This is a genomic window from Crossiella sp. CA-258035 (assembly GCF_030064675.1).
Classification (GTDB): Bacteria; Actinomycetota; Actinomycetes; order Mycobacteriales; family Pseudonocardiaceae; genus Crossiella.
In genome coordinates this window covers 182,971-202,615 of sequence record NZ_CP116413.1, presented here as the reverse complement: position 1 = coordinate 202,615, position 19,645 = coordinate 182,971, and the positions used below count along the sequence as shown (strand labels likewise).

Annotated in this window: 20 protein-coding genes and 1 pseudogene; 9 read left to right on the top strand and 12 right to left on the bottom strand. The window is 72.6% G+C overall.

Annotated elements, in window-relative coordinates; translation table 11 throughout:
- Window positions 1–183 precede the first annotated feature (183 nt).
- Window positions 184–1,902: a bifunctional metallophosphatase/5'-nucleotidase gene (locus tag N8J89_RS00950; RefSeq protein WP_283662492.1), complete on the top strand. Its 1,719-nt coding sequence runs from the start codon at window positions 184–186 to the stop codon at window positions 1,900–1,902.
- Here N8J89_RS00950 and N8J89_RS00945 read toward each other — a convergent pair whose 3' ends face one another.
- On the bottom strand, window positions 1,903–2,406 hold the full coding sequence (locus N8J89_RS00945; RefSeq protein ID WP_252486477.1) for a MarR family winged helix-turn-helix transcriptional regulator: 504 nt from the start codon (window positions 2,404–2,406) through the stop codon (window positions 1,903–1,905).
- A gap of 124 nt (window positions 2,407–2,530) precedes the next feature.
- Between N8J89_RS00945 and N8J89_RS00940 the strand changes: the two are divergent.
- A pseudogene (locus tag N8J89_RS00940) lies at window positions 2,531–3,256 on the top strand (EamA family transporter); the annotation flags it as partial.
- A 62-nt stretch (window positions 3,257–3,318) separates the two neighbouring features.
- Here N8J89_RS00940 and N8J89_RS00935 read toward each other — a convergent pair.
- Window positions 3,319–4,494 carry an endonuclease/exonuclease/phosphatase family protein gene (locus N8J89_RS00935; protein WP_283666046.1) on the bottom strand — a complete coding sequence of 392 codons (1,176 nt, stop codon included), beginning with the start codon at window positions 4,492–4,494 and terminating at the stop codon, window positions 3,319–3,321.
- A gap of 113 nt (window positions 4,495–4,607) precedes the next feature.
- Here N8J89_RS00935 and ypfJ point away from each other — a divergent pair, with 113 nt between their 5' ends.
- A complete protein-coding gene (gene ypfJ, locus N8J89_RS00930) occupies window positions 4,608–5,540 on the top strand; it encodes a KPN_02809 family neutral zinc metallopeptidase (RefSeq protein WP_283662491.1) in 933 nt (310 codons plus the stop codon).
- On the opposite strand, the gene N8J89_RS00925 is transcribed toward ypfJ, so the two are convergent.
- Window positions 5,537–6,169 carry a GNAT family N-acetyltransferase gene (locus N8J89_RS00925; RefSeq protein WP_283662490.1) on the bottom strand — a complete coding sequence of 211 codons (633 nt, stop codon included), beginning with the start codon at window positions 6,167–6,169 and terminating at the stop codon, window positions 5,537–5,539. The genes ypfJ and N8J89_RS00925 overlap by 4 nt on opposite strands.
- A 1-nt stretch (window position 6,170) precedes the next feature.
- On the bottom strand, window positions 6,171–6,803 hold the full coding sequence (locus N8J89_RS00920) for a GNAT family N-acetyltransferase (RefSeq protein WP_283662489.1): 633 nt from the start codon (window positions 6,801–6,803) through the stop codon (window positions 6,171–6,173).
- A 61-nt stretch (window positions 6,804–6,864) separates the two neighbouring features.
- Here N8J89_RS00920 and N8J89_RS00915 point away from each other — a divergent pair, with 61 nt between their 5' ends.
- A complete protein-coding gene (locus N8J89_RS00915; RefSeq protein WP_283662488.1) occupies window positions 6,865–7,854 on the top strand; it encodes an NAD(P)H-quinone oxidoreductase in 990 nt (329 codons plus the stop codon).
- A gap of 241 nt (window positions 7,855–8,095) precedes the next feature.
- On the opposite strand, the gene N8J89_RS00910 is transcribed toward N8J89_RS00915, so the two are convergent.
- Both N8J89_RS00910 and N8J89_RS00905 read right to left on the bottom strand, forming a co-directional pair.
- Complete coding sequence (locus N8J89_RS00910) at window positions 8,096–8,758, bottom strand: class I SAM-dependent methyltransferase (RefSeq protein WP_252486471.1); 663 nt, start codon at window positions 8,756–8,758, stop codon at window positions 8,096–8,098.
- A gap of 21 nt (window positions 8,759–8,779) precedes the next feature.
- On the bottom strand, window positions 8,780–9,979 hold the full coding sequence (locus N8J89_RS00905) for a cysteine desulfurase-like protein (RefSeq protein WP_283662487.1): 1,200 nt from the start codon (window positions 9,977–9,979) through the stop codon (window positions 8,780–8,782).
- Between the two features lie 123 nt (window positions 9,980–10,102).
- Here N8J89_RS00905 and N8J89_RS00900 point away from each other — a divergent pair, with 123 nt between their 5' ends.
- On the top strand, window positions 10,103–10,651 hold the full coding sequence (locus N8J89_RS00900; protein WP_283662486.1) for a bacterial proteasome activator family protein: 549 nt from the start codon (window positions 10,103–10,105) through the stop codon (window positions 10,649–10,651).
- Window positions 10,652–10,733: 82 nt separating this feature from the next.
- Window positions 10,734–12,014: a YncE family protein gene (locus N8J89_RS00895; RefSeq protein ID WP_283662485.1), complete on the top strand. Its 1,281-nt coding sequence runs from the start codon at window positions 10,734–10,736 to the stop codon at window positions 12,012–12,014.
- On the opposite strand, the gene N8J89_RS00890 is transcribed toward N8J89_RS00895, so the two are convergent.
- The gene (locus tag N8J89_RS00890) at window positions 12,011–12,385 is read right to left on the bottom strand and encodes a hypothetical protein (protein WP_283662484.1); all 375 of its coding nucleotides are present in this window, start codon (window positions 12,383–12,385) and stop codon (window positions 12,011–12,013) included. The two genes, N8J89_RS00895 and N8J89_RS00890, sit on opposite strands and share 4 nt — an antisense overlap.
- On the opposite strand from N8J89_RS00890, the gene N8J89_RS00885 reads away from it, so the two are divergent.
- Window positions 12,374–13,018, top strand: a complete 645-nt coding sequence (locus N8J89_RS00885; protein WP_283662483.1) for a hypothetical protein — start codon at window positions 12,374–12,376, stop codon at window positions 13,016–13,018. The two genes, N8J89_RS00890 and N8J89_RS00885, sit on opposite strands and share 12 nt — an antisense overlap.
- Before the next feature lie 57 nt (window positions 13,019–13,075).
- Window positions 13,076–13,528, top strand: a complete 453-nt coding sequence (locus tag N8J89_RS00880) for a hypothetical protein (RefSeq protein WP_283662482.1) — start codon at window positions 13,076–13,078, stop codon at window positions 13,526–13,528.
- Between the two features lie 221 nt (window positions 13,529–13,749).
- Here the strand turns inward: N8J89_RS00880 and N8J89_RS00875 are convergent, their stop codons facing one another.
- From N8J89_RS00875 to amiA, 4 genes are all read right to left on the bottom strand, one after another.
- Complete coding sequence (locus tag N8J89_RS00875; RefSeq protein WP_283662481.1) at window positions 13,750–15,117, bottom strand: YcaO-like family protein; 1,368 nt, start codon at window positions 15,115–15,117, stop codon at window positions 13,750–13,752.
- The gene (locus N8J89_RS00870; RefSeq protein ID WP_283666045.1) at window positions 15,114–16,532 is read right to left on the bottom strand and encodes a CocE/NonD family hydrolase; all 1,419 of its coding nucleotides are present in this window, start codon (window positions 16,530–16,532) and stop codon (window positions 15,114–15,116) included. Before N8J89_RS00870 ends, N8J89_RS00875 begins: the two co-directional genes overlap by 4 nt.
- A 41-nt stretch (window positions 16,533–16,573) precedes the next feature.
- A complete protein-coding gene (locus tag N8J89_RS00865; protein ID WP_283662480.1) occupies window positions 16,574–17,359 on the bottom strand; it encodes a hypothetical protein in 786 nt (261 codons plus the stop codon).
- Window positions 17,360–17,433: 74 nt separating this feature from the next.
- Window positions 17,434–17,538, bottom strand: a complete 105-nt coding sequence (amiA, locus tag N8J89_RS00860; protein WP_252485604.1) for a streptamidine family RiPP — start codon at window positions 17,536–17,538, stop codon at window positions 17,434–17,436.
- Between the two features lie 88 nt (window positions 17,539–17,626).
- Between amiA and N8J89_RS00855 the strand changes: the two genes are divergently transcribed.
- Entirely contained in the window at window positions 17,627–18,886 is a 1,260-nt protein-coding gene (locus tag N8J89_RS00855; protein WP_283662479.1) for an MFS transporter, read from the top strand.
- Here the strand turns inward: N8J89_RS00855 and N8J89_RS00850 are convergent.
- Entirely contained in the window at window positions 18,868–19,644 is a 777-nt protein-coding gene (locus N8J89_RS00850; RefSeq protein WP_283662478.1) for an ABC transporter ATP-binding protein, read from the bottom strand. The genes N8J89_RS00855 and N8J89_RS00850 overlap by 19 nt on opposite strands.
- Window position 19,645 lies beyond the last annotated feature (1 nt).

The window sequence follows — 19,645 nt, the reverse complement described above, 5'->3', positions numbered from 1 at the left end:
GCTCGGTCAGCCACCTGGGTTCGGGTCGCGGCTCGGATGTCACCGGTCCAGGCTATTGGTTCCTTGCTCCGGCGCTGTTCATCACGACGCGACCACACCACTGGTGTACCGCCATTGACACGAGGCAGACTGCTCGGCCGGGCTCCGCACCCCGCGGCAGGCCCGGAGGAGGGACAGCGACACATGACCAATCCCACACGGCTGCTGCGCCGGGCGGGCAGCCTCGCGGTGGCCGTACTGGCCGTGGCCGGGCTCACCGCGGGCACCGCGGCGGCCACGCCTGCCGGTTGGGGCGGCACGGACGTCCGGTTGATCGCCTTCAACGACTTCCACGGCAACCTGGAACCGCCTGCCGGGTCGTCCGGGCGGATCACCCTCTCCGACGGCAAGCAGGTGGAAGCCGGTGGCGCGGCCTACTTCGCCACCCACCTGAAGACCCTGCGCGCGCAGGCCCGCAACTCGATCGTGCTCTCCGCCGGTGACAACGTGGGCGCCTCGCCCACCACCTCGGCGCTCTTCCACGACGAGCCGACCATCGAGTTCATGAACAACATCGGGGTGGCCGCCAGCGCGGTGGGCAACCACGAGCTGGACGAGGGCTACGCCGAGCTGCTGCGCATGCAGCGCGGCGGCTGCCACCCCAAGGACGGCTGCCAGTTCCGCGACCGCTTCCGCGGCGCCCGGTTCCCGATCCTGGCCGCGAACATGACCTTCGAGAAGGACAACCGGCCAGCCGCGCTGCCGTTCACCATCACCTGGGCCGGTGGCATGCCGGTCGGGGTGATCGGGGTGCCGCTGGAGGACCTGCCCAGCGTGGTCTCCGCGGAGGCGATCAAGGGCCTGAAGTTCGGTGACGAGGTCGAGGCGATCAACCGGACCGCGGACACGCTGGACCGCTTCGGGGTCAAGGCGATCGCGGTGCTGCTGCACCAGGGCGACAACACCGAGGGCGGCGGCCCCAACGACTGCCGCACCACGCCGGGCCCCGCGCGGGAGATCGCGCAGAAGGCCTCGGCCAAGGTGGACGTGATCTTCACCGGGCACAGCCACCAGCAGTACGTCTGCTCGATCAACGACCCGGCCGGCAGCCCGCGCCCGGTGCTGCAGGGCGCCTCCTTCGGCCGGATCCTGTCTTCCGTGGACGCCCGGATCGACTGGCGCACCAGGGACCTCGTGCGGTCCTCGGTGAAGGCGTTCAACACCGTGGTGACCCGCGACGTGGCCGAGGACGCCAAGACCAAGGCGCTGGTGGAGGAGGCCAAGACCAAGGCCGCGCCGATCGCGAACCGGCCGGTCGGCTCGGTCACGGCCGATGTCGGCCGGACCGCTGCGGCCTCCGGCGAGTCCCAGCTGGGCAACCTGATCGCGGACTCGCAGCTGGCCGCCACCCAGGTGGCCGGCGCGCAACTGGCGCTGATGAACCCCGGCGGCGTGCGCACCGACCTGACCTTCGCCTCCTCGGCTGCCGGTGAGGGCAACGGCGTGGTCACCTACGGCGAGGCGTACGCGGTGCAGCCCTTCGGCAACATCCTGCAGACCATCTCGCTGACCGGCGCCCAGCTCAAGGCGGTGCTGGAGCAGCAGTGGCAGCAGGGCCCCGCCGGGATCGTGACCAGGGTGCTCCAGCCCTCCAGCACGCTGAAGTACTCCTGGTCGGCCTCGGCCCCGCTGGGCAACCGGGTCAGCGGCATCACGGTGGCCGGGCAGCCGGTGGACCCGGCGGCCAAGTACCGGGTGACGGTGAACAACTTCCTCGGCGGCGGTGGCGACGGCTTCACCGAGCTGACCAAGGGCACCGAGCTGGTCGGCGGCGCGATCGACCTGGACGCCTTCACCGGTTACCTGACCGCGCACCCGAACCTGGCGCCTCCGGCCACCGACCGGATCACCGCCAAGCCCTGATCACGGCTGCGGCGCAGGGCCTTCCAGCGACAGGAGGGCCTTGCGCAGCAACGCGGCCAGCTGCTGCTGTTCGGTGGCCGAGAGCCCGGAGAGCAGTTCGCGCTCGGTTTCGATGTGCGGCACCAGCACCTCTTCGGCCAGCGCCACCCCGGCCTCGGTGAGCCGCACCAACACGCCCCGCCGGTCGGCCGGATCGGCCTCGCGCACCAGCAGTCCGCGCGCGGCCATCCGGTCGATCCGGTTGGTCATCGCGCCTGAGCTGATCATCATCGAGGTCAGCAGCTGCCCGACGGTGAGCCGGTAGGGCGCGCCCGCCCGGCGCAGCGAGGCGAGCACGTCGTACTCCCAGTGCGCCAGCCCGAACCGGGCGAAGTTGCGGCCGATCCCCTTGTCCAGCAAGGCGTGCAGCCGCGCGGTCCGGCCGACGATCCCGACCGGGCTGACGTCGAAGCCCGGCTTCTCCCGCGCCCACTGCTCGATGATCACGTCCACCGCGTCCCGCATCCGCGGAACTCTATCTTGACGTCGAGACACCTGCTGCCGTACAAATCTCGATGTCGAGATACTTGACGTCGAGATACTTGGGGCGCACTTGTCCGCACTGCTGGCCAGGACCGCGATCGCCCCGGTGCTGTGGGGCACCACCTTCCTGGTGACCTCGGAGCTGCTGCCGGTCAGCCCGCTGTGGAACGCGCTGTTCCGCGCGCTGCCGGCCGGGCTGGTGCTGCTCGCGCTGCGCCCCGGCCGCCCGCACGGGGACTGGTGGTGGCGGGCGCTGGTGCTGGGCGCGCTGCACATCGGGGTGTTCTTCACGCTGCTGTTCATCGCGGCGCAGCGGCTGCCCGGCGGGGTGGCCGGCACGCTGAACTCGGTGCAGACCGTGCTGGTCATCGGCCTGGCCGCGCTGGTGCTGGCCGAGCCGGTGCGGGCGGCCCAGCTGCTGGCCGCCGTGATCGGGATCGGCGGGGTGGCGCTGCTGGTGCTCAACGGCGAGGCCGCGCTGGACACCGTGGGCGTGCTGGCCGGGCTGGGCGGCGCGGTGAGCGTGTCCGCCGGGATCGTGCTCAGCCGCCGCTGGGGCCTGCCGCCGGGGGTGTCCGGGCTGACGCTGACCGCCTGGCAGCTGCTCGGCGGCGCGCTGGTCCTGCTGCCGGTGGCGGTGCTGGTGGAGGGCGCGCCGCCCGCGCTGGACGGCGGGGCGCTCGGCGGGCTGCTGTGGCTGTCGCTGGTGGCCACCGCACTGGCGCACACGCTCTACTTCGCCGGGCTGCGCCGGATCCCGGCCGGCCCGGTGGCGCTGATCAGCCTGCTGACCCCGCTCACCGCGACCCTGCTCGGCTGGGCCGTGCTGGGCCAGCGCCTCACCGGCTGGCAGCTGCTCGGTGGGGCGCTGGTCCTGGGGTCGGTCGTACTGGGTCAGGTCAGGAGGTCGACCCAGACCAGGTGGTGGTCGGAGGTGTCGTTCAGGCGGGCCAGCGGCGAGCGCGCGGTCGGCCAGAAGACGCCCGCGGCCAGCGGGAACAGCGGCCGGGAGGGCAGCACGTAGTCGATGCGCAGGTTGCCGGGGGCCTTGTCGTTGAAGTCCCCGGTGTCCAGCCAGGGCCTGCCGCGCTGGCCCACGTTCGCGCCACCCTGCTCGCGGGCCGCCTCGACCGCGCCCAGGCTGCCCGGCTTCGGGTCGATCACCTTGGGCGCCTTGAGGATCTGGTTGATCGCGTTGGCGTAGCTGTCGCCGTCCACCGGGTCGGCGTTCTGGTCGCCCGCGAGCACGAACCGCTCCCCCGGCTTGAGCCCGCCGCGCTTGCCCGCGTCGTCGTAGAGGTAGCCGCCCTTGCCAGGGGTGACGTAGTCGGCCCAGAGCCGGATCTCGTCGTGGTTGCGGCGGCCGTTGCGGTCCTCGGGGCCGTCGAAGGTGGGCGGGGTCGGGTGCGAGACCAGGAAGTGCGTGGTCCTGCGGCCGATCCGGATCGGCAGGTCCCAGTGCGACTTGGAGGACAGCCGGAAGACGGCCAGCTCCTCAGCCGAGTACCAGCCCTCGGGCAGCACCGCGCCGGGCATGTCCTGCCAGCGGAAGTTCTGGAAGGTGCGCACCGCGGCGGTGTCGATCGGGAACTTGGACAGCACCGCCATGCCGTACTGGCCGGGGAACAGGCCGAAGCCGAACGCGTCGTCCCCGCCGCCGACCTTGCCGTCGTTGTTCAGGTCGAACCCGGAGGGCACGCCGGTGTTGACCGGCGCGGTGTAGGCGTACGGGTAGTCGATCGCCCGCGCGCCCTGCTGGCCGACCGCCAGGTAGTTCCGGCGGAAGAGGTCGACCGCGCGGTTGCCGCTGACGTAGTCGAACTCGTTGAGCAGCAGCACGTCCGGCCGGGCCCGCTGGACGACCTCGGCGACCTTGCGGGCCTGCGCGTTGTCCGGGGTGGACAGGTGCGCGAGCAGCTCGCCGTCGGCGTTGCGGTTGAGCGAGGCGTTGAACGTGGCGAAGCGGACCGCGCCATGGGTCTGGGCACGGTCCTCGGTGGCCTGCGCGGTTGGCGCGAGCACCCCTGTCGCCACGGCCAGCGCGGCGGCCAGCCCCAGCAGTTGACGCATCCGGATCACGGACACCTCCCTTTCACGCGGCACCCTTCCAGTCGCGCGCGACCGGTGGTTGAGCGCAGGATGAACAGCAGCTGGCCTATCTTCGGCGACGAGCGGGAGTTGTGGTGCGTTTCAACGAGGACGCCGAGCTTGATGTTTCGCAGGTCGAGGACCTCGGCGGGTCCGGCGGCGGTGGTGTGGGCAGTCGGGTGGCCATCGGCGGTGGCGGGCTCGGCGTGGTCGGGTTGCTGATCTGGTTCCTGTTGTCCCAGTTCGGCGGGGGTGCGCTGCCCAGCGTGCCGGGCGGGGCCGCGGACCGGGACTCGGTGCCGCGCGGCGAGATGGTCAACAGCGGCAAGCTCGCGGAGAAGTGCAAAACGGGCGCGGACGCCAACCGCAGCCAGGACTGCGCGGCGATCGCCTCGATCAACTCCATCCAGGGCTACTGGACCGACGTGTTCGCCCGCTCCGGCCGCACCTACCGCAAGGCGACCACCAACTTCTTCAACGGCGCGGTGCGCACCGGCTGCGGCAACGCGGACTCCGCGGTCGGCCCGTTCTACTGCCCCGCCGACAACGAGGTCTACATCGACCTGAGCTTCTTCAAGGAGCTGCAGGACCGCTTCGGCGCGGCGGGCGGCACCTTCGTGGAGGCCTACGTGCTCGCGCACGAGTACGGCCACCACGTGCAGAACCTGCTCGGCACCTCCGACCAGGTGCGCGGCAACGCCACCGGTCCGGAGTCGGGCTCGGTGCGGCTGGAGCTCCAGGCCGACTGCTACGCCGGGGCCTGGGCCAAGCACGCCACCACGGTGCCCACCCCGTCCGGCAAACCGCTGATCGCCGAGATCACCGACGACGACATCAAGCGGGCGCTGGACGCGGCAGGGCGGATCGGCGACGACTTCATCCAGTCCCAGCTCAACGGGCGCAAGCCGGACCCGAGCCAGTTCAGCCACGGCAGCTCCAAGCAGCGGCAGAAGTGGTTCAGCACCGGCCTGAAGACCGGCAACCCGGCCTCGTGCAACACCTTCGACCGGAACGTGGACCTGGGCTAGCAGCCGAGCAGCTCCCGGCACGCGTCCAGGCCCTCGACTTCCAGCGTCCAGTCCGGCCGGACGAACTCGGCGGCAGGCAGCCGCAGCCCGAGCTCGGTGGCTGCCTGGCCGCGCCGGGCCACCAGTTTGCTGCCGTTGTCCAGGTAGCCGAGCCTGCGGCTGACCCCGAGCGAGGCGTGGTTGTCCGCGAACGCCTCCGAGCGGGCCTGCACCGCGCCCAGGTGGTCGAAGGCGAAGGCCAGCACGGCCGCGCGCATCTCGGTGCCGAAGCCCTTGCCCTGGTGCGCCATGCCGAGCCAGGAGCCGCTGCGCACCTCGCGGGTGATCGCGAACTCTTCGGCGGAGAGGGACTGGTTGCCGATCACCCGGTCCTGGTGCCGGACCAGGAAGCTGACGGTCCACTTCGCCGGGCTGAGCTCGGCGCGCTGCCGCCAGTTGTACTGGGCCACACCGCGTTCCAGCTCGCCGGGAGCCCGGTCGGTGAACGGCACGATGAACGGCATCTCCGCTGGTGGGTGGATGCCCTGTCCGGCAAGTCCGGCCAGCTCCAGCAGGCCGGCGTCGTCGTCGGGGCGCAGCTCCAGGCGCGGGGTGCGCAGCACCAGGTGGCGCAGTGGCCAGGGGTCCATGTCAGGCTCCCAACATCTCTCGGCAGGCGTCCAGGCCGTCGACTTCCAGGGTCCAGTCCGGCCGGGCGAACCCGGCCGGGGTCACCCGCTGCTCCACCTGGACGGCAGGCTCGCCGCGGCGGACGACGCGCCTGGTCCCGGTGTCCTGGTAGCCCAGCTTGCGGCTGACCGCGCGGGAGGCGGTGTTGTCCGCGAAGGCCAGCGCGTGCCCCAGCTCCGCGCCGAGGTGGTCGAAGGCCAGCAGCAGCACCGCGGCCCACGCCTCGGTGCCGAAGCCCTGCCCCTGGTGCGCCATGCCGAACCAGGAACCGCAGGTCACCTCGCGCAGCACACCGAAGTCCGCCGCCATCAGCCCCTGGGTGCCGATCACCCGGCCCCGGTGCCGGACCAGGAAGCCGATGTCCCAGTTCTCCGGGCTGTGCTCGGCCCGCTTGCGCCACCGGTTCCGCACCGACCCCCGGCCGAGCTCGGCAGGCGACATCTCGGTCCACGGCTCGGAGAAGGGCATCTGCTCCGGCGGGTGCACCCCGGACAGCGCCACCTCGACCATCTCCAGCAGGCCGGCGTCGTCGTCCGGGCGCAGTTCCAGGCGTGGGGTGCGCAGTACCAGGTGCCGCAGCGGCCAGGGGTCCATGCCGGTCGATCGTCCGGGATGGCGGGCTGCCATGCCACCGAATTGGGTCTAGCTTCAGGGCATGTACGCGATCAGTATCCGCGAGCCCGGTGGTCCAGAGGTGCTGCGCTGGACGCCGAGGCCCGATCCGGAGCCGGGCAAGGGCGAGGTCGTGATCGACGTTGTCGCGGCCGCGGTGAACCGGGCCGACCTGTTGCAGCGCCAGGGTTTCTACCCGCCGCCGCCCGGGGTGACCACCGTGCCGGGGCTGGAGTGCTCCGGCCGGATCGCCAAGGTCGGCAAGGGCGTGACGCAGTGGCAGGTCGGCGACGAGGTGTGCGCGCTGCTGGCCGGTGGCGGTTACGCCGAACGCGTGGCCGTGCCCGCGGTGCAGGTGCTGCCGGTGCCCAAGGGCGTCGACCTGGTGACCGCGGCCGGGCTGCCCGAGGTGACCTGCACGGTCTGGTCGAACGTGGTGATGCTGGCCGGGCTGACCGCGGGCGACACCTTCCTCGCGCACGGCGGCGCCGGCGGCATCGGGACCTGCGCGATCCAGATCGGCAAGGCGCTCGGCGCGACGGTCGCGGTGACCGCCGGCACGCCGGAGGGCCTTGCCGAGTGCACCCGCCTCGGCGCGGACATCACGGTGAACTACCACGAGCAGGACTTCGTCGAGGTGGTCAAGGAGGCCACCGGCGGCAAGGGCGCGGACGTGGTGCTGGACAACATGGGCGCCTCCTACCTGGCGCGCAACATCGACGTGCTGGCGGCGGGCGGTCGGCTCGTGGTGATCGGCATGCAGGGCGGCCGCAAGGCCGAGCTGGACCTGAGCAAGATGCTGGCCAAGCGGGCCAGCGTGGCCGCGACCGGGCTGCGCGGGCGGCCGGTGGAGGGTCCGGGCAGCAAGGCCGAGGTGGTCGCGGACGTGCGCGAACGGCTGTGGCCGCTGGTCGAGGAGGGCAAGGTCAGCGTGGTCGAGCACGCCAGGGTGCCGATCCAGGAGGCGGCCGAGGCGCACCGGCTGCTGGAAGCGGGCGGCGTGGTCGGCAAGATCCTGCTGGTGCGCAAGTGAACGGAATCCGGCCCTTCCGCGCGATGTAACTAACTAGTTGGTAGACAGCCGGGGCCCGCGGGTGTTCGCTGGTGGCATGAACAAGATCTGGCTTGTCACCGGCAGCTCCCGCGGTCTCGGGCGGGAGATCACCAGGGCCGCGCTGGACGTGGTGGTCAACAACGCCGGCCAAGGCCAGTGACCGGCGGGCGGCCGAGGCGGCGCGGTGGGCCGAGGTCAGCCGGTCCACCGACTTCGCGGACTAGCCGGGATCGAGCATGCCGACGGCCAGGCGCGTGCCGGTCGGGTCGGCCCGGAAGCGCAGGCCGAACTGCTCCTGCCAGCGGGTGAGCACGGTCAGCTCGCCCGGCCGGTCCACGTCGTCGAGCAGGATGGTCGCGCCGGGCGCGAGCGCCCAGCGCAGCACCGGCAGCGCCGGGTACCGGGCCAGGTCCTTGCCCGGCTCGAACGCGGGCGGGCCGTCCACCAGCAGCAGGTCGACCAGGCCGAATCGGTCCACGTAGGCCATCACCTCGTCGTGCACCAGCTGCGGGGAGTACCAGTCCAGCGTGCCGACCGCGGCCGGGTGGCCGCTGAGCGGGCAGTGCACCGCCCTGGCGATCTGGTGCAGGCCCTCCCGGCGCAGCTGGGTGTTGACGAAGGCGGCCCAGCGCTCGTCGTGCTCAAGGGAGAGCAGGTGGCCGAAGCCGCGGCGGGCCAGCATCCTGGCCACCACCACCGAGGAGGAGCCGCTGCCGCACTCCAGCAGCACGGTGCGGTTGCCGACCATGGCCTCGTCCAGCACGGTGGTCAGCCCGGACGGGCGCAGGGAGGCATCGCCGAAGGGCAGGTACTCGGTGAGCAGCGGCGCGAGCTTGTGCCAGGCGGCCAGATCGGCCATCGCCCTGGCGAGCGAGTCGTTCAACCACCCTCCACTGCTGCTGACTCAGCGCAGTTCGGCCACCGCGCGCACGAGCTGGTCGACCTCGGCCGCGTTGGTGTAGTGGGCCAGGCCGACCCGGATCGCGCCACCGACCTCGCCGACTCCGAGTGCGGCGAAGACGCCATTGTGCCCGGAGTCGTGGAAGGCGCACACCCCGCGTTCGGCCAGATGTTCCACCGCTTCCCAGGCCTTCGCGCCGGTGATGGTGAAGGCCAGCGAGGGCACCCTGCGCATGGCGTCACCGATGACCATCACGTGCCGCATCGCACGCAGCTCGTTGATCAGGTTGGCCAGCAGGCCTGCCTGGTAGGCCTTGACCGAGCCGAGCGAGGTGAGCAGCCGCTCCCGGCGCGGGCCGATGGCCGCGTCGTCCAGTCCGGCCAGGTAGTCCACCGAGGCGACCAGTCCGGCCAGCAGCGGGTAGGCGTGCGGGCCGAGCTCCAGCCGCTCCGGGCCGCGGGCGCCGTGTTCCAGCGCGGCCGAGGGCAGCCGGTCGAGCAGGCTGGCGTCGCGGAAGGCGAGCGCGCCGACCGGCGGGCCGCCCCAGGCGGATGCGGAGACCGCGACCACGTCCGCGCCCATGGACAGCACGTCCAGCGGCACGAACGGGGCGGCCGAGGAGGCGTCCACCACGACCAGGGCGCCGTGCTTGCGGGCGACGTCGGAGACGTGCCGGACGTCCGGGCGGGTGCCGACCGCGCCGGAGGCGGCGGTGATGGCCACCGCCTTGGTGCTGCCGGTGATCAGCCCGTCGTACTGCCAGGCGGGCAGCTCGCAGGTCTCGATGTCGATCTCGCCCCAGCGCACGCTGCCCCCGGCGCGCTGCGCGGCGCGTACCCAGGGTGAGACGTTGCCGGGGTGGTCGAGCCGGGAGACGACCACCTCGTCACCCAGCATCCAGGCCTCGCCGAGGGCGTCGGCGAGGCGTTGCAGCAGGGCGGCGGAACTGGGTCCGAGGACCACGCCGGCCGGGTCGCAGCCGACCAGGTCGGCTACGGAGCGACGGGCCGCGTCCACGATCGCCTCTGCCCGCTGTGAGGCCGGAAATATTCCGCCCGGCCCGGACACCGGGGCGCGCAACGCGGTCGAGACCGCGCTCGCCACCTGTTCGGGTACCTGCATACCCGCTGGTGAATCGAGGTGGACCCACCCGTCGCCCAGCGCGGGGAACAAGCCCCGTACCCGAGCGACGTCGTACGCCATGAAAGACACCGTACGGAGGACGCCAAATCGCCTGAACCCCGGGGTTGCCTGGTGACCGCGGGTAGGCAGCGGTTCGGGGTATCCGAGTCGCATTCGGCCACCAAGGCGAGCGAGGATGGACGCATGAACCAGCCCAGCGACAGCGAGCAGCAGGTCGTGGTCATCGGACCGGACGGCACGCCCATCGGCACCGCCCTCCCGTTCGGCAGCCCGGTCACGGAAGGTGACGGAGAGAACTCCGGGAACGATGTCAGCGACATGGTCGAGCAGCCGGCCAAGGTGATGCGGATCGGCACCATGATCAAACAGCTGCTGGAGGAGGTGCGCGCCGCGCCACTGGACGAGGCCAGCCGCAACCGCCTGCGCGAGATCCACAAGTCCTCGATCACCGAGCTGGAACAGGGCCTCGCGCCCGAGCTTCGGGACGAACTGGAGCGGCTGTCGCTGCCGTTCAACGACGAGGTGACCCCTTCCGACGCGGAGCTGCGGATCGCCCAGGCCCAGCTGGTCGGCTGGCTGGAGGGCCTGTTCCACGGCATCCAGACCGCGCTGTTCGCCCAGCAGATGGCCGCCCGGGTGCAGCTGGAGCAGATGCGCAGGGGCGCGCTGCCGCCGGGGAAGGGCGGCGAGGCCGATGGCGGGCACCTGGGCGGCGGTGGGCAGTACCTCTGACTTGTGACCGCTGAACCGTTGGCAGGCTAATTGAAAATGGTTATCGTCTCCTCCTGAGTGCCATTTCAGGAGGTAGGACGACATGCTTCGATCCCTCACCGCGGCAGCGACCACGGTGTTAGCCCTGGTCGCGTTGGCCCCGGCGGCGAATGCGACCACATCAGGAACCCGCGTGCTGGTGGCCGACCAGCACGCGGCCACCGTGCACGTGCTCGATCCGGTCACCGGGCGGGTGACCGGATCGCTGGCCGACCGGGTGCTCAACGACCACGCCGGCGTGGTGACGCTGCCGGACGGCCGGGCGTTCTTCGTTGACGACCGCAGCCACACGCTGGTCGCGCTGCAGCTCACCGGGACGCCCAAGGTGCTGGGCAGCGCGCCGGTGGACGGCGAGGTCGCGCACCTGACCGTGGACCCGACCGGCAGCTACGCGGTGGTCAGCAGCGCCGCGCACCACGAGCACGAGGCGCCGCACGAGGAGGGCGCGCACCTCACCGTGGTGGACCTGCGCAGCTGGCAGACCAAGGAGGTGCCGGTGGCCGCCGGTGAGCCGGGGGTGCTCATCGACGCCGCGACCGACTCGGTGCTGCTGCGCAACGACGAGCCCGCGGCCGTGCAGGCATTCCCGCGCCGGGCACTGCTGGCGCACACCGGCACCGAGCCGCTGGCGCCGGCCAGGACGGCGGAGATCGGCGCGCACGGCCACGGCGAGGCGTTCTCCGCCCGGCACCGGGTGGTCGCCACCGCCACCGAACGCGGCTTCGACCTGCTGCCGGTGCGCGACAACGGATCCTTCGGCACCGCCCGCACGGTCCCGTGGGACATCTCCGGGCGCACCGGCGGCCGCGCGTTCTACGTTCGGCTCGGCGATGACGGCGGCACCGTGGCCAGCTACGTCCGCGACGACCGGGCCACCGACTGGACCCAGTGGACCGAGGACGCCTACCTGCTGAACGCGGCCACCGGCGCCGCCCACCGGGTACCACTGGGCACGGGCTACCTGTACCGCTTCGGCCTGTCGGACACCCTGGCCGGGTACCTGGTGCAGGGCGGACGCGGCGACGAGCTGGTGCTGGTTGACCTGCGCACGGCGAAGGTGACCGGTCGTCTTGACCTGGGTACCCTGCCGGGCGGACCGCAGGGCGGGACGGATCCGTTCAGCGCGCAGGGCCGACGGGTCGCACTGACCGACAACGGCGGCACCGCGTTCGTGACCGCGGGCGGCCAGGGCCGGGTGGACGTGGTGGACACCACGACCAAGCGACTGCTCGGCCCGCTGAAACTGCCGACCGCGCTGAGCGGCGGCGGTTCCATCGCGGTGTGGGAGCCCGGGGTCCGGCACGCGGACCTGGTGGGGCGCTAAGGCCCGACGGCCAGCGCGTGCAACACGCGCTGGCCGTTGTGGCGCGCACGGATCCAGCACCCGACCGGCCGCACAGACAGCCCGGCGGCGGTGGCCAGCAGCCAGGCCCGGTGCACGTCCATGCCCGCCCGGACGAAGTTCAACGGCTCGGGATCACCGGTGGCCAGGAGCAGCCGCTCGGCCCGGGCGAGCTCGGGTTGCCCACAGGCGCCGGCGACCAGGTCCGGGGTCGGGCGGACTTCGATGAGACCGTGATCTGGCAAGGAGATCGGGCCGCGAGAGGGCCAGGGGGCGGTGTGCCGGGCGAGCAGGGTCTCCGGGGTGACCAGCGGTGGGTCCCAGGGCAGCGGGACCGGCGGGTGGGTGCTCAACTCGGTGAGGGCGGCTTCGATCAGGGGCAGACCCGGCGGATCCGGGAGCGGCTCGGCGGGTTCGCCGACTTTGTCCCTTGTGGACAGTCCAAGGTGGACGGTGGCGAGGGGGTACTCACCGTGCCGCGGGGGTTGCGGGGCGAAGGCGGCGGTGGCGGGGATGGCGAGAGTGCGCGCGGCGGCGAGGATCGCGGCCAGGGCGTGGCCGAGGTCGAGCAGGAGGACCGGGAGGGAGCGGGGGCCGTAGCGCCAGGTGGTGCGTTGTGGTTGCAGGGCAAGGGTGATCGTGGCGGCTGGGGGGCCGTGGAGCTCGTGGGCGATGGGGTCGTAGTAGGCGGAGCCGAGGTGGGCGTTGACCGGGTAGCGGCCGCCTGCGGAGGGGACTCGGCGAAGCCGGACACCACCGACCTTGCGGGCCGGATCGCCGGCGAGGGAGAGGTCGAGCAGGACACCGAGGGCAGTCAGATCCGGCTGGGCCAGCGGACCGGCTTCCTGGTGGCGATGAAGTTGCCCGTCGCGAATATGACCGGTCGTCTTGGATCGGTGGACTCCGGCCTCATGAAGATGACCGGTCGTCTCACGCTCGCTAACCTGCTCGCCGCGAAGGTGACCGGTCGTCTCAAACTCGCGTAGCTGCTCAGCGCGCCCGTGATCAGCCGTCTTGGGCGCGCGCATTTGTGGGTGGCGAATATGACCGGTCGTCTCGATCGCTCCTGCCTGGCCAGCCTGAAAGTGACCGGTCATCTCAAGCTCGGCCAGCTGCTCACCGGGAAAGCGACCGGTCGCCTCAAGCTCGGCTTCCTGTTCATCCACAAAGCGACCGGCCTGCCCGAGGGCGGCCGGCCGCTCACCCGGAAAACGACCAGTCATCTCAAGCTGGGCTGCCTGCCCACCCGCAAAGTGACCAGTCATCTCAGGCTCAGTCGCCCACCCACCCCCAAAATGACCAGCCGTCTCAGGCTCGGCTGCCTGATCACCCGCAACACGACCGGTCACCTCAAGCTCGGGCGGCCGCCCATCCACAAGGCGACCGGTCATCTCGAGCTTGGGCGGCTGCCCTTCCGCAAGATGACCGGTCATCTCAAGCTTGGCGGCCTGATCGTCCTCAAGGTGACCGGTCATCTCAGCCTCGATGGCCAGTGAGGCGGGAGAAGGACTGGTCGTCTTGTGGTCGGCGGCTTTCGCATCGCGAATATGACCGGTCGTCTCGGGGTGGGCAGGCGGGCCGGTGGTGGGGGCGTATCGGGGCAGGGGGTGGGTGGGGGTGGGTGGGTAGCGGCGGCGGGTGGGGGGCCAGTTTTCGAGGATGGTGGGGCCGGGGTCGGCGCCGGTCCAGGCGGCGGTCAGGGCCGCTTCGATGGCGGTCACAGGAAGGGGGGTGGGTCCAGGACCAGGCCCTCCGGACCGGTCAGGGGGTTTGCGGTGGGGGCCCAGGCGCGGGATTGCTGGGCCTCGCGCCAGCGGGGTAGGCCCAGGTAGCGGAAGGCGGCTGGGGCGTTCGGGACCAGGCCGGTTGCCGCTACGCGCAGGACGCGCCAGGGGGTTTCGGCTACGTCGGGGGTGGTGAGGTCGACGGTGGCCACTCGGCAGCCTTGGGCGCGCAGGCTTTGCTGGAGGTCGGGGAGGGTGCCGGTGGGGAGGTCCGCGGCGGCGATCTCGGTGGTGGGGTTGGTGAAGCGTGGGAGGAGGGATTCCTGGGTTCTGGGGTCCAGCCAGATCTGGGGTTGGGCGCCTAGGTCGCGGACTTGGGCGAAGTGGGGGCCTGCGGCGTCGCGGTAGGTGCGGTTGGGGCGGTGGTCCAGGTAGAGGCCCTTGGCCAGGATTCCTGCCTTGATGGTGTCGAAGACCCAGCCGTCGGGCTCCAGCAGGCCCAGGGTGAAGACCCAGGTGTGGATGGCTTCCATGGCGGCCTTGGCGCAGGCCTCGGCCGCATCCAGGCGGGCCGCGCCGCCGCCAGCCACGATGCCGGTTTCCTCGTCGATGGCGACCGCGGCGACGCAGGCGACCGGGTGTTCGGTGGGGAGTTCGACCAGGTGGATCTTCAGGCGGGTGCCGGTGAGGTCGGCGCGCAGGCCGGGGACCGAGTCCAGCGCGATGCCGCGGCTGGGGGCGCCCAGGTGCCACCAGAGTTCCAGGGCGTCGCGTTCCAGTAGTTCCAGCAGGCCTCGGCGGAAGGCGTCGGGGGCGTCCGCGCCGGTGGCGATGCCCGCGTAGTTGAGGTGGTGCAGGCGGGGTTCGCGCTTGCGCTCACCGGTGAAGTAGTTCAGGTAGACCCAGGAGGCGGGCAGCCAGCAGGGTTCGCCGTCCTCCTCGCCCCTGGTCCACAGCAGCTCCGTGTCGGCGGTGAACTCCTGGTACGGGAAGCCGGGTTCGCGGTGCTGCCACGGGGCGAAGAAGGGCAGGTCGGCCGGGCCGAAGTGGCGGTGGCCCTCGGCCGCCAGGACGGCCGCGGTGGTGCGGCGGAGGCGGGGGTCGTCCAACGGGGGCAGGCGGTTGCCGCAGTAGCGTTCAACCGCCTCGCCGAGGGCCGCGACCCTGGCTCCTTCGACGTCGCCGAAGGTGGTGCCCAGGCTGACCCGGTCGGCGGGCCAGGCGCCGAGCCTGCGGGCGTCGGACACCTCGGCGGTGACGCCGCGGTACCGGTGCGGCAGGCCGGGCACCGGGGTCACGTCGACGAACCGGCGGACGATGCCGGTCAGCGGGTCGACCATGGTCTCCGGCGACAGGCTCACCGGACCACCTCCTCGATCAGGTTCGCCGCGGGCACCGCGTCGGCGGCCGCGGCCCAGGGCAGGGTGAGTTCGGCGTGCAGCACCTCGCGGCGGCTGGGGTGCAGCTCGACCGCGTCGACCGGGTCCACCCCGGTGTGCGGGTTGCGGGCGTGCCGGGGCCAGTGGTGCCCGGCGATCTCCAGGCGCAGCCGGGTTCCTGGCGGCAGTTCGACGCCGAGCGGGCCCAGTTCGGCGGTGCGCTCGACCGGATGGCCGGGCGGGGTGGTGTCGCGGAAGATCGTGTGCGCGAGCTGGCGTTGATCGTCCACTGTGGACAGTCGGAGCAGCCAGTCGTTGTCGGGGGTGTCCGCGCGCAGCCGCAGGCGGACGCCGATCCGGCCGCGCAGCACGCCGCCGGGCAGGGGGGCGGAGTGCAGCAGGGCGCGGTCGGGGCGGTTGGCGTCGGGGGCGAGGTCGGCGGCGGGCTCGCGGGAGGGGAACGGGTGGGCCGGGTCGGCGGTGAAGACGCCGCGGACCACGGAGAGGGGGCAGGCGGGGCCGGTGTCGGCAGGCCAGCGGGACCAGTGGTCGCCGGTGGCGATCCAGGCCGCGGCACCGGTGAGGGCGGGGCGAGCGGCGGAGGTGGGGGCGCCGGTGAGGTTCGCGAGGGCGGCTTGGGCGAAGGCCAGGTACAGCGCGCCGATGCGTTTGCCGGCCAGGGCCGCGCCGGGGGCGTGGGCATCGAGCAGGTGGCCCCAGGGGCCCAGGACCAGGCGGGATGGGCCGCCCCAGGTGGCGGCCAACTCGGCGGTGTCGGCGGCGAAGGGGTCGTGTACGCCGCCGACGGCGAGCAGGGGGACCTGGCAGTCGCGGAGGGCGGGCCAGAGCGCGCCTCGGCGGGGGGTGGACCAGAGGTCGGACCAGCCGGGTTGGTCGACCAGGTCGCGGACGGGGAGGTGGGTGAGGTCGAGCTGGGCCGGGGGGCGGGGTTGCGCTGTGCCGCCGTGTTCGGACCACCAGCCGGCGCGGCAGGCCAGGCGGGCCGCGCCGCCGGGGTCGCGGGCGGTCTCGCCGGGGCCCATGGCGGGGACGGCGGCGATCACCGCGGTCACCGGGGCGGTGCCGGCCGCGGCGGTGGCCAGTGCGCAGTAGGCGCCGTAAGACGCGCCGGTGAGGATGACCCGGCCGTCGCAGAAGTCCTGGGCGTGCACCCAGTCGAGGACCGCGGCGCCGTCTGACGCCTCGTGCACGTAGGGGCGGAACTGGCCGCCGGAGGCGAATCTGCCCCGGGTATCCACGGTCACGCAGGCGAAACCCCGGTTCGCCCAACTTCTTGCCTCGGCGTGGTTTAGCCGCTGGTCGTAGGGGGAACGAAGAAGTACCACCGGCGATCGCTCACGCTCGGGAGAGCGAAACACGGTGGCAGCGAGGGGCACCTCGTCCGCGGCGGGGACGAGGTGCCCCTCTACTTCTGCGCTCACGACGCGCAGTCCGGCACCCGGAGGACCGGGTGGTCGGTGATCGCGGCGGTGTCCAGGTCGAGCACGCGCAGCCGTCGGTTGGCCGGAAGTTCGGTGGTCACCAGAGAACCAGCGGGGCGGGCGGGCTGGTCGCAGGCCCAGCTGCGGAGGTCGAGGGCGGCGGCGGACAGCACCACGGTCAGGTCGGCCGCGTCGAAGTGTTCCGCGCCGGTGATCGCCTCGCGTTGCGCCCAGTAGGCGGCCAGGTGCTGGTGGCCGGAGCCGGCGGCGGCCAGGCGGCGCAGCCGGACGTCGCGGTGGCGGACGTCGGCCGGACCGGCGGCCACCGGTTCCAGGATCGCGTGCCTGCCCTCGCGGCTGATCCGCTGCCAGGCGATGCCGCGGGCCGGCAGCTCGTCCAGCTCGGTCCACCACTGCGGGGCCGGGCCGTCGTGCAGGGCGCAGACCGCGGCCAGGCCGTCCAGCGCGTCCGCGGTGACCAGGCGCGGGTCGGCGCCGTGCGCGCGGAGCAGGTCGAGGTAGGGCTGGGCCAGCTCGGCGGTGGCCAGCACGCCGACCGCGGCGCGTGCGGCGGGCCAGGCGCGGCGGCGGCCGAGGAACCCGGCCTCGGCGAAGGCGGACAGCTCTGGCGGGGCCTGCGCACCGGTGGTCAGGGTGGCGCGGACGGCGGTGAGGACTTCCGGCGGCAGCGCGATGTCGAGCACCTCGCCCTCTGGCGAGCGCAGCGCGGTCCGGTCCTCGGGCAGGCCGAACAGCACGGCGCCCGGTGTCAGCTGACTCATGCGCACCTCCGGGACAGGCGGTGGCCCGCCGCGCCCCGGGGCACGGCGGGCCACCTTGTCAGGTCAGACCGAAATCAGTCCTGGTCGGCGAACGGGTTCTCGACCAGGGCGTTGCTGTGGCTAGCCGAGTTGTGCGGCAGCTCGCGCTCGGTCTCGACGCGCACGAACACCTTGTCCATCTCGTACCTCCTCAGATGACGGTTGACCTTCAACCTCCTCATGCCTATCACAAATGAAAGTCATTACCAATAGTGTTAGTGTGCTCGGGTGACGAACGTCGTAGCCCTCCGGCGGGACCCGGACTTCCGCCGGTACCTCGCTGCCCGGGTGATTTCCGTGGCCGGTTCGCGGGTGACCCTGGTCGCGATGCCGATCTTGGTTTACCAAATCACCGGCTCCGCGGCCTGGAGTGCGGCCATGGCGGCCGCCGAGACACTGCCCTACCTGCTGTTCGGCCTGTTCGCGGGTGTGCTGGCGGACCGGCTGGACCGGCGCTGGCTGATGGTGGCCGCGGACCTGCTCAACGCGACCCTGCTGGTCAGCATCCCGGTCACCTGGGCCCTCGGCGGCCTCACCGTGGAGCACGTGGTGGTGGCCGGGTTCCTGTCCCAGACGCTGTTCGTGGTCTTCGACGCGGCCAACTTCGGCGCGCTGCCCACCCTGGTCGGCAAGGACCGGACCACCTCGGCCTACGCCACCGTGTCCGGGATGACCACGGTGGTGGAGATGGTGGTGCCGCCGCTGGCCACGCTGGCCGTCACGCTGCTCTCCCCCGCACCCATGCTGACCGTGGACGTGCTCAGCTACGCCGTCTCGGCCCTGCTGCTGCGCGCCATCGTGCGCCCGCTGTCCGCGCCGGACCGGGCCGGGCGGCCGCGCTCGCTGGCCGACATCCGGACTGACGTGCGCGGCGGGCTGGCCTTCCTGTGGCGGCACCCGACCGTGCGCACGCTGACCCTGGTCGGCGCCACCCATTCGGCCGCAGGCGGGGCCTGGGTGGCGATGCTGCTGCCGTGGGCGGACCGCTCGCTCGGCGTGCCACCCAGCGGGGACCCCCGGCTGGCCGTGCTGACCAGCTGCTGGGGCGTGGGCGCGCTGCTGGCGGCCAAGCTGGTGCCGGTGCTCAGCCGCAGGCTCGGCCCGGCGCGGCTGGCCCTGCGCGCGCTGCCCGCCTCGCTGCTGTGTGGGCTGCTGGTGGTGTTCAGCTCGCACTGGCTGCTCGGCGCGGTGGCCGCGGTCGCCTGGGGCACCGCCTACACGACAGTGGTGATCAACGCGATCACCTTCCGGCAGCAGGTCACCCCGGACGAGCTCCAGGGCCGGGTGAACACCACGGCGCGGATGCTCTCCTACGGCCTCGGCCAGCCGCTGGGCGCGACGCTGGCCGGGGTGGTCGCGGTGGCGGCGAGCCCGAGTGCCGGACTCGCCGCCGCGGTCGGCGTGCTCGCGGTGGGTGTGGTGCTGGCCTGGTGCTCGCCGCTGCGCGCCGAGGCCAGGCCGGAACCGGCCTACAGCACCGTGTCGTAGGCGCAGGCCGGGCGGCCGGTCCGCTCGTCCCGCCAGACCCGCCCGCGCACGCCGAAGACCTCGGCCAGCAGCCCGGCGTCGACCACCTCGGCGGCCGGGCCGTCGGCGTGCACCGCCCCGTCCCGCAGCGCGACCACCCGGTCGGCGAAGCGGGCCGCCTGGGCCAGGTCGTGCAGCACGGTGACCACGGTCAGCCCGCGTTCGGCGCGCAGCCTGGCCACCAGCTCCAGCACCTCCAGCTGGTGCCGGACGTCCAGGTAGGTGGTCGGCTCGTCCAGCAGCAGCACCGGGGCGTCCTGGGCCAGGGCCAGGGCCAGCCGGACCCGCTGGCGCTCGCCGCCGGAGAGCCGGTCCACCGCGGCGTCGGCGTAGTCGGTCACCCCGGTCTCGGCCAGCGCCCTGCGCACCTGCTCGTCGTCGCCGGTGCGCAGCATGCCCAGCGGGCCGCGCACGGCGTAGCGGCCCTGCCGGACCAGCTGGCGCACGGTCAGTCCGGGCACCGAGGGCATGGCCTGCGGCAGCACCGCGATCCGGCGGGCGACCTCCCTGCGGGACAACGAGTCCAGCCCGTCCGAGCCGAGGCGCACCGTGCCCGCGTCCGGGGTGTGCAGCCCGGCCAGCACGCGCAGCAGGGTGCTCTTGCCGCAGCCGTTGCGGCCCACCAGCGCGAGCCACTCCCCCTGCGCCACCTGTATGTCCACAGTGGACAGAACAGTGCGCGGCCCGAACCGGACGGTGATGCCGGTGCCAGTGATCATT

Bases quoted from the DNA above. Each gene is read 5' to 3' on its own strand.
- amiA (WP_252485604.1), bottom strand. From the start codon at position 17,538: ATGGACAAGGTGTTCGTGCGCGTCGAGACCGAGCGCGAGCTGCCGCAC.
- N8J89_RS00915 (WP_283662488.1), top strand. From the start codon at position 6,865: ATGTACGCGATCAGTATCCGCGAGCCCGGTGGTCCAGAGGTGCTGCGC.
- N8J89_RS00895 (WP_283662485.1), top strand. From the start codon at position 10,734: ATGCTTCGATCCCTCACCGCGGCAGCGACCACGGTGTTAGCCCTGGTC.
- N8J89_RS00880 (WP_283662482.1), top strand. From the start codon at position 13,076: ATGACCGGTCGTCTCGATCGCTCCTGCCTGGCCAGCCTGAAAGTGACC.
- N8J89_RS00925 (WP_283662490.1), bottom strand. From the start codon at position 6,169: ATGGACCCCTGGCCACTGCGCCACCTGGTGCTGCGCACCCCGCGCCTG.
- N8J89_RS00920 (WP_283662489.1), bottom strand. From the start codon at position 6,803: ATGGACCCCTGGCCGCTGCGGCACCTGGTACTGCGCACCCCACGCCTG.
- N8J89_RS00935 (WP_283666046.1), bottom strand. From the start codon at position 4,494: ATGCGTCAACTGCTGGGGCTGGCCGCCGCGCTGGCCGTGGCGACAGGG.
- N8J89_RS00950 (WP_283662492.1), top strand. From the start codon at position 184: ATGACCAATCCCACACGGCTGCTGCGCCGGGCGGGCAGCCTCGCGGTG.
- N8J89_RS00945 (WP_252486477.1), bottom strand. From the start codon at position 2,406: ATGCGGGACGCGGTGGACGTGATCATCGAGCAGTGGGCGCGGGAGAAG.
- N8J89_RS00865 (WP_283662480.1), bottom strand. From the start codon at position 17,359: ATGAGTCAGCTGACACCGGGCGCCGTGCTGTTCGGCCTGCCCGAGGAC.
- N8J89_RS00850 (WP_283662478.1), bottom strand. From the start codon at position 19,644: ATGATCACTGGCACCGGCATCACCGTCCGGTTCGGGCCGCGCACTGTT.
- N8J89_RS00900 (WP_283662486.1), top strand. From the start codon at position 10,103: ATGAACCAGCCCAGCGACAGCGAGCAGCAGGTCGTGGTCATCGGACCG.
- N8J89_RS00905 (WP_283662487.1), bottom strand. From the start codon at position 9,979: ATGGCGTACGACGTCGCTCGGGTACGGGGCTTGTTCCCCGCGCTGGGC.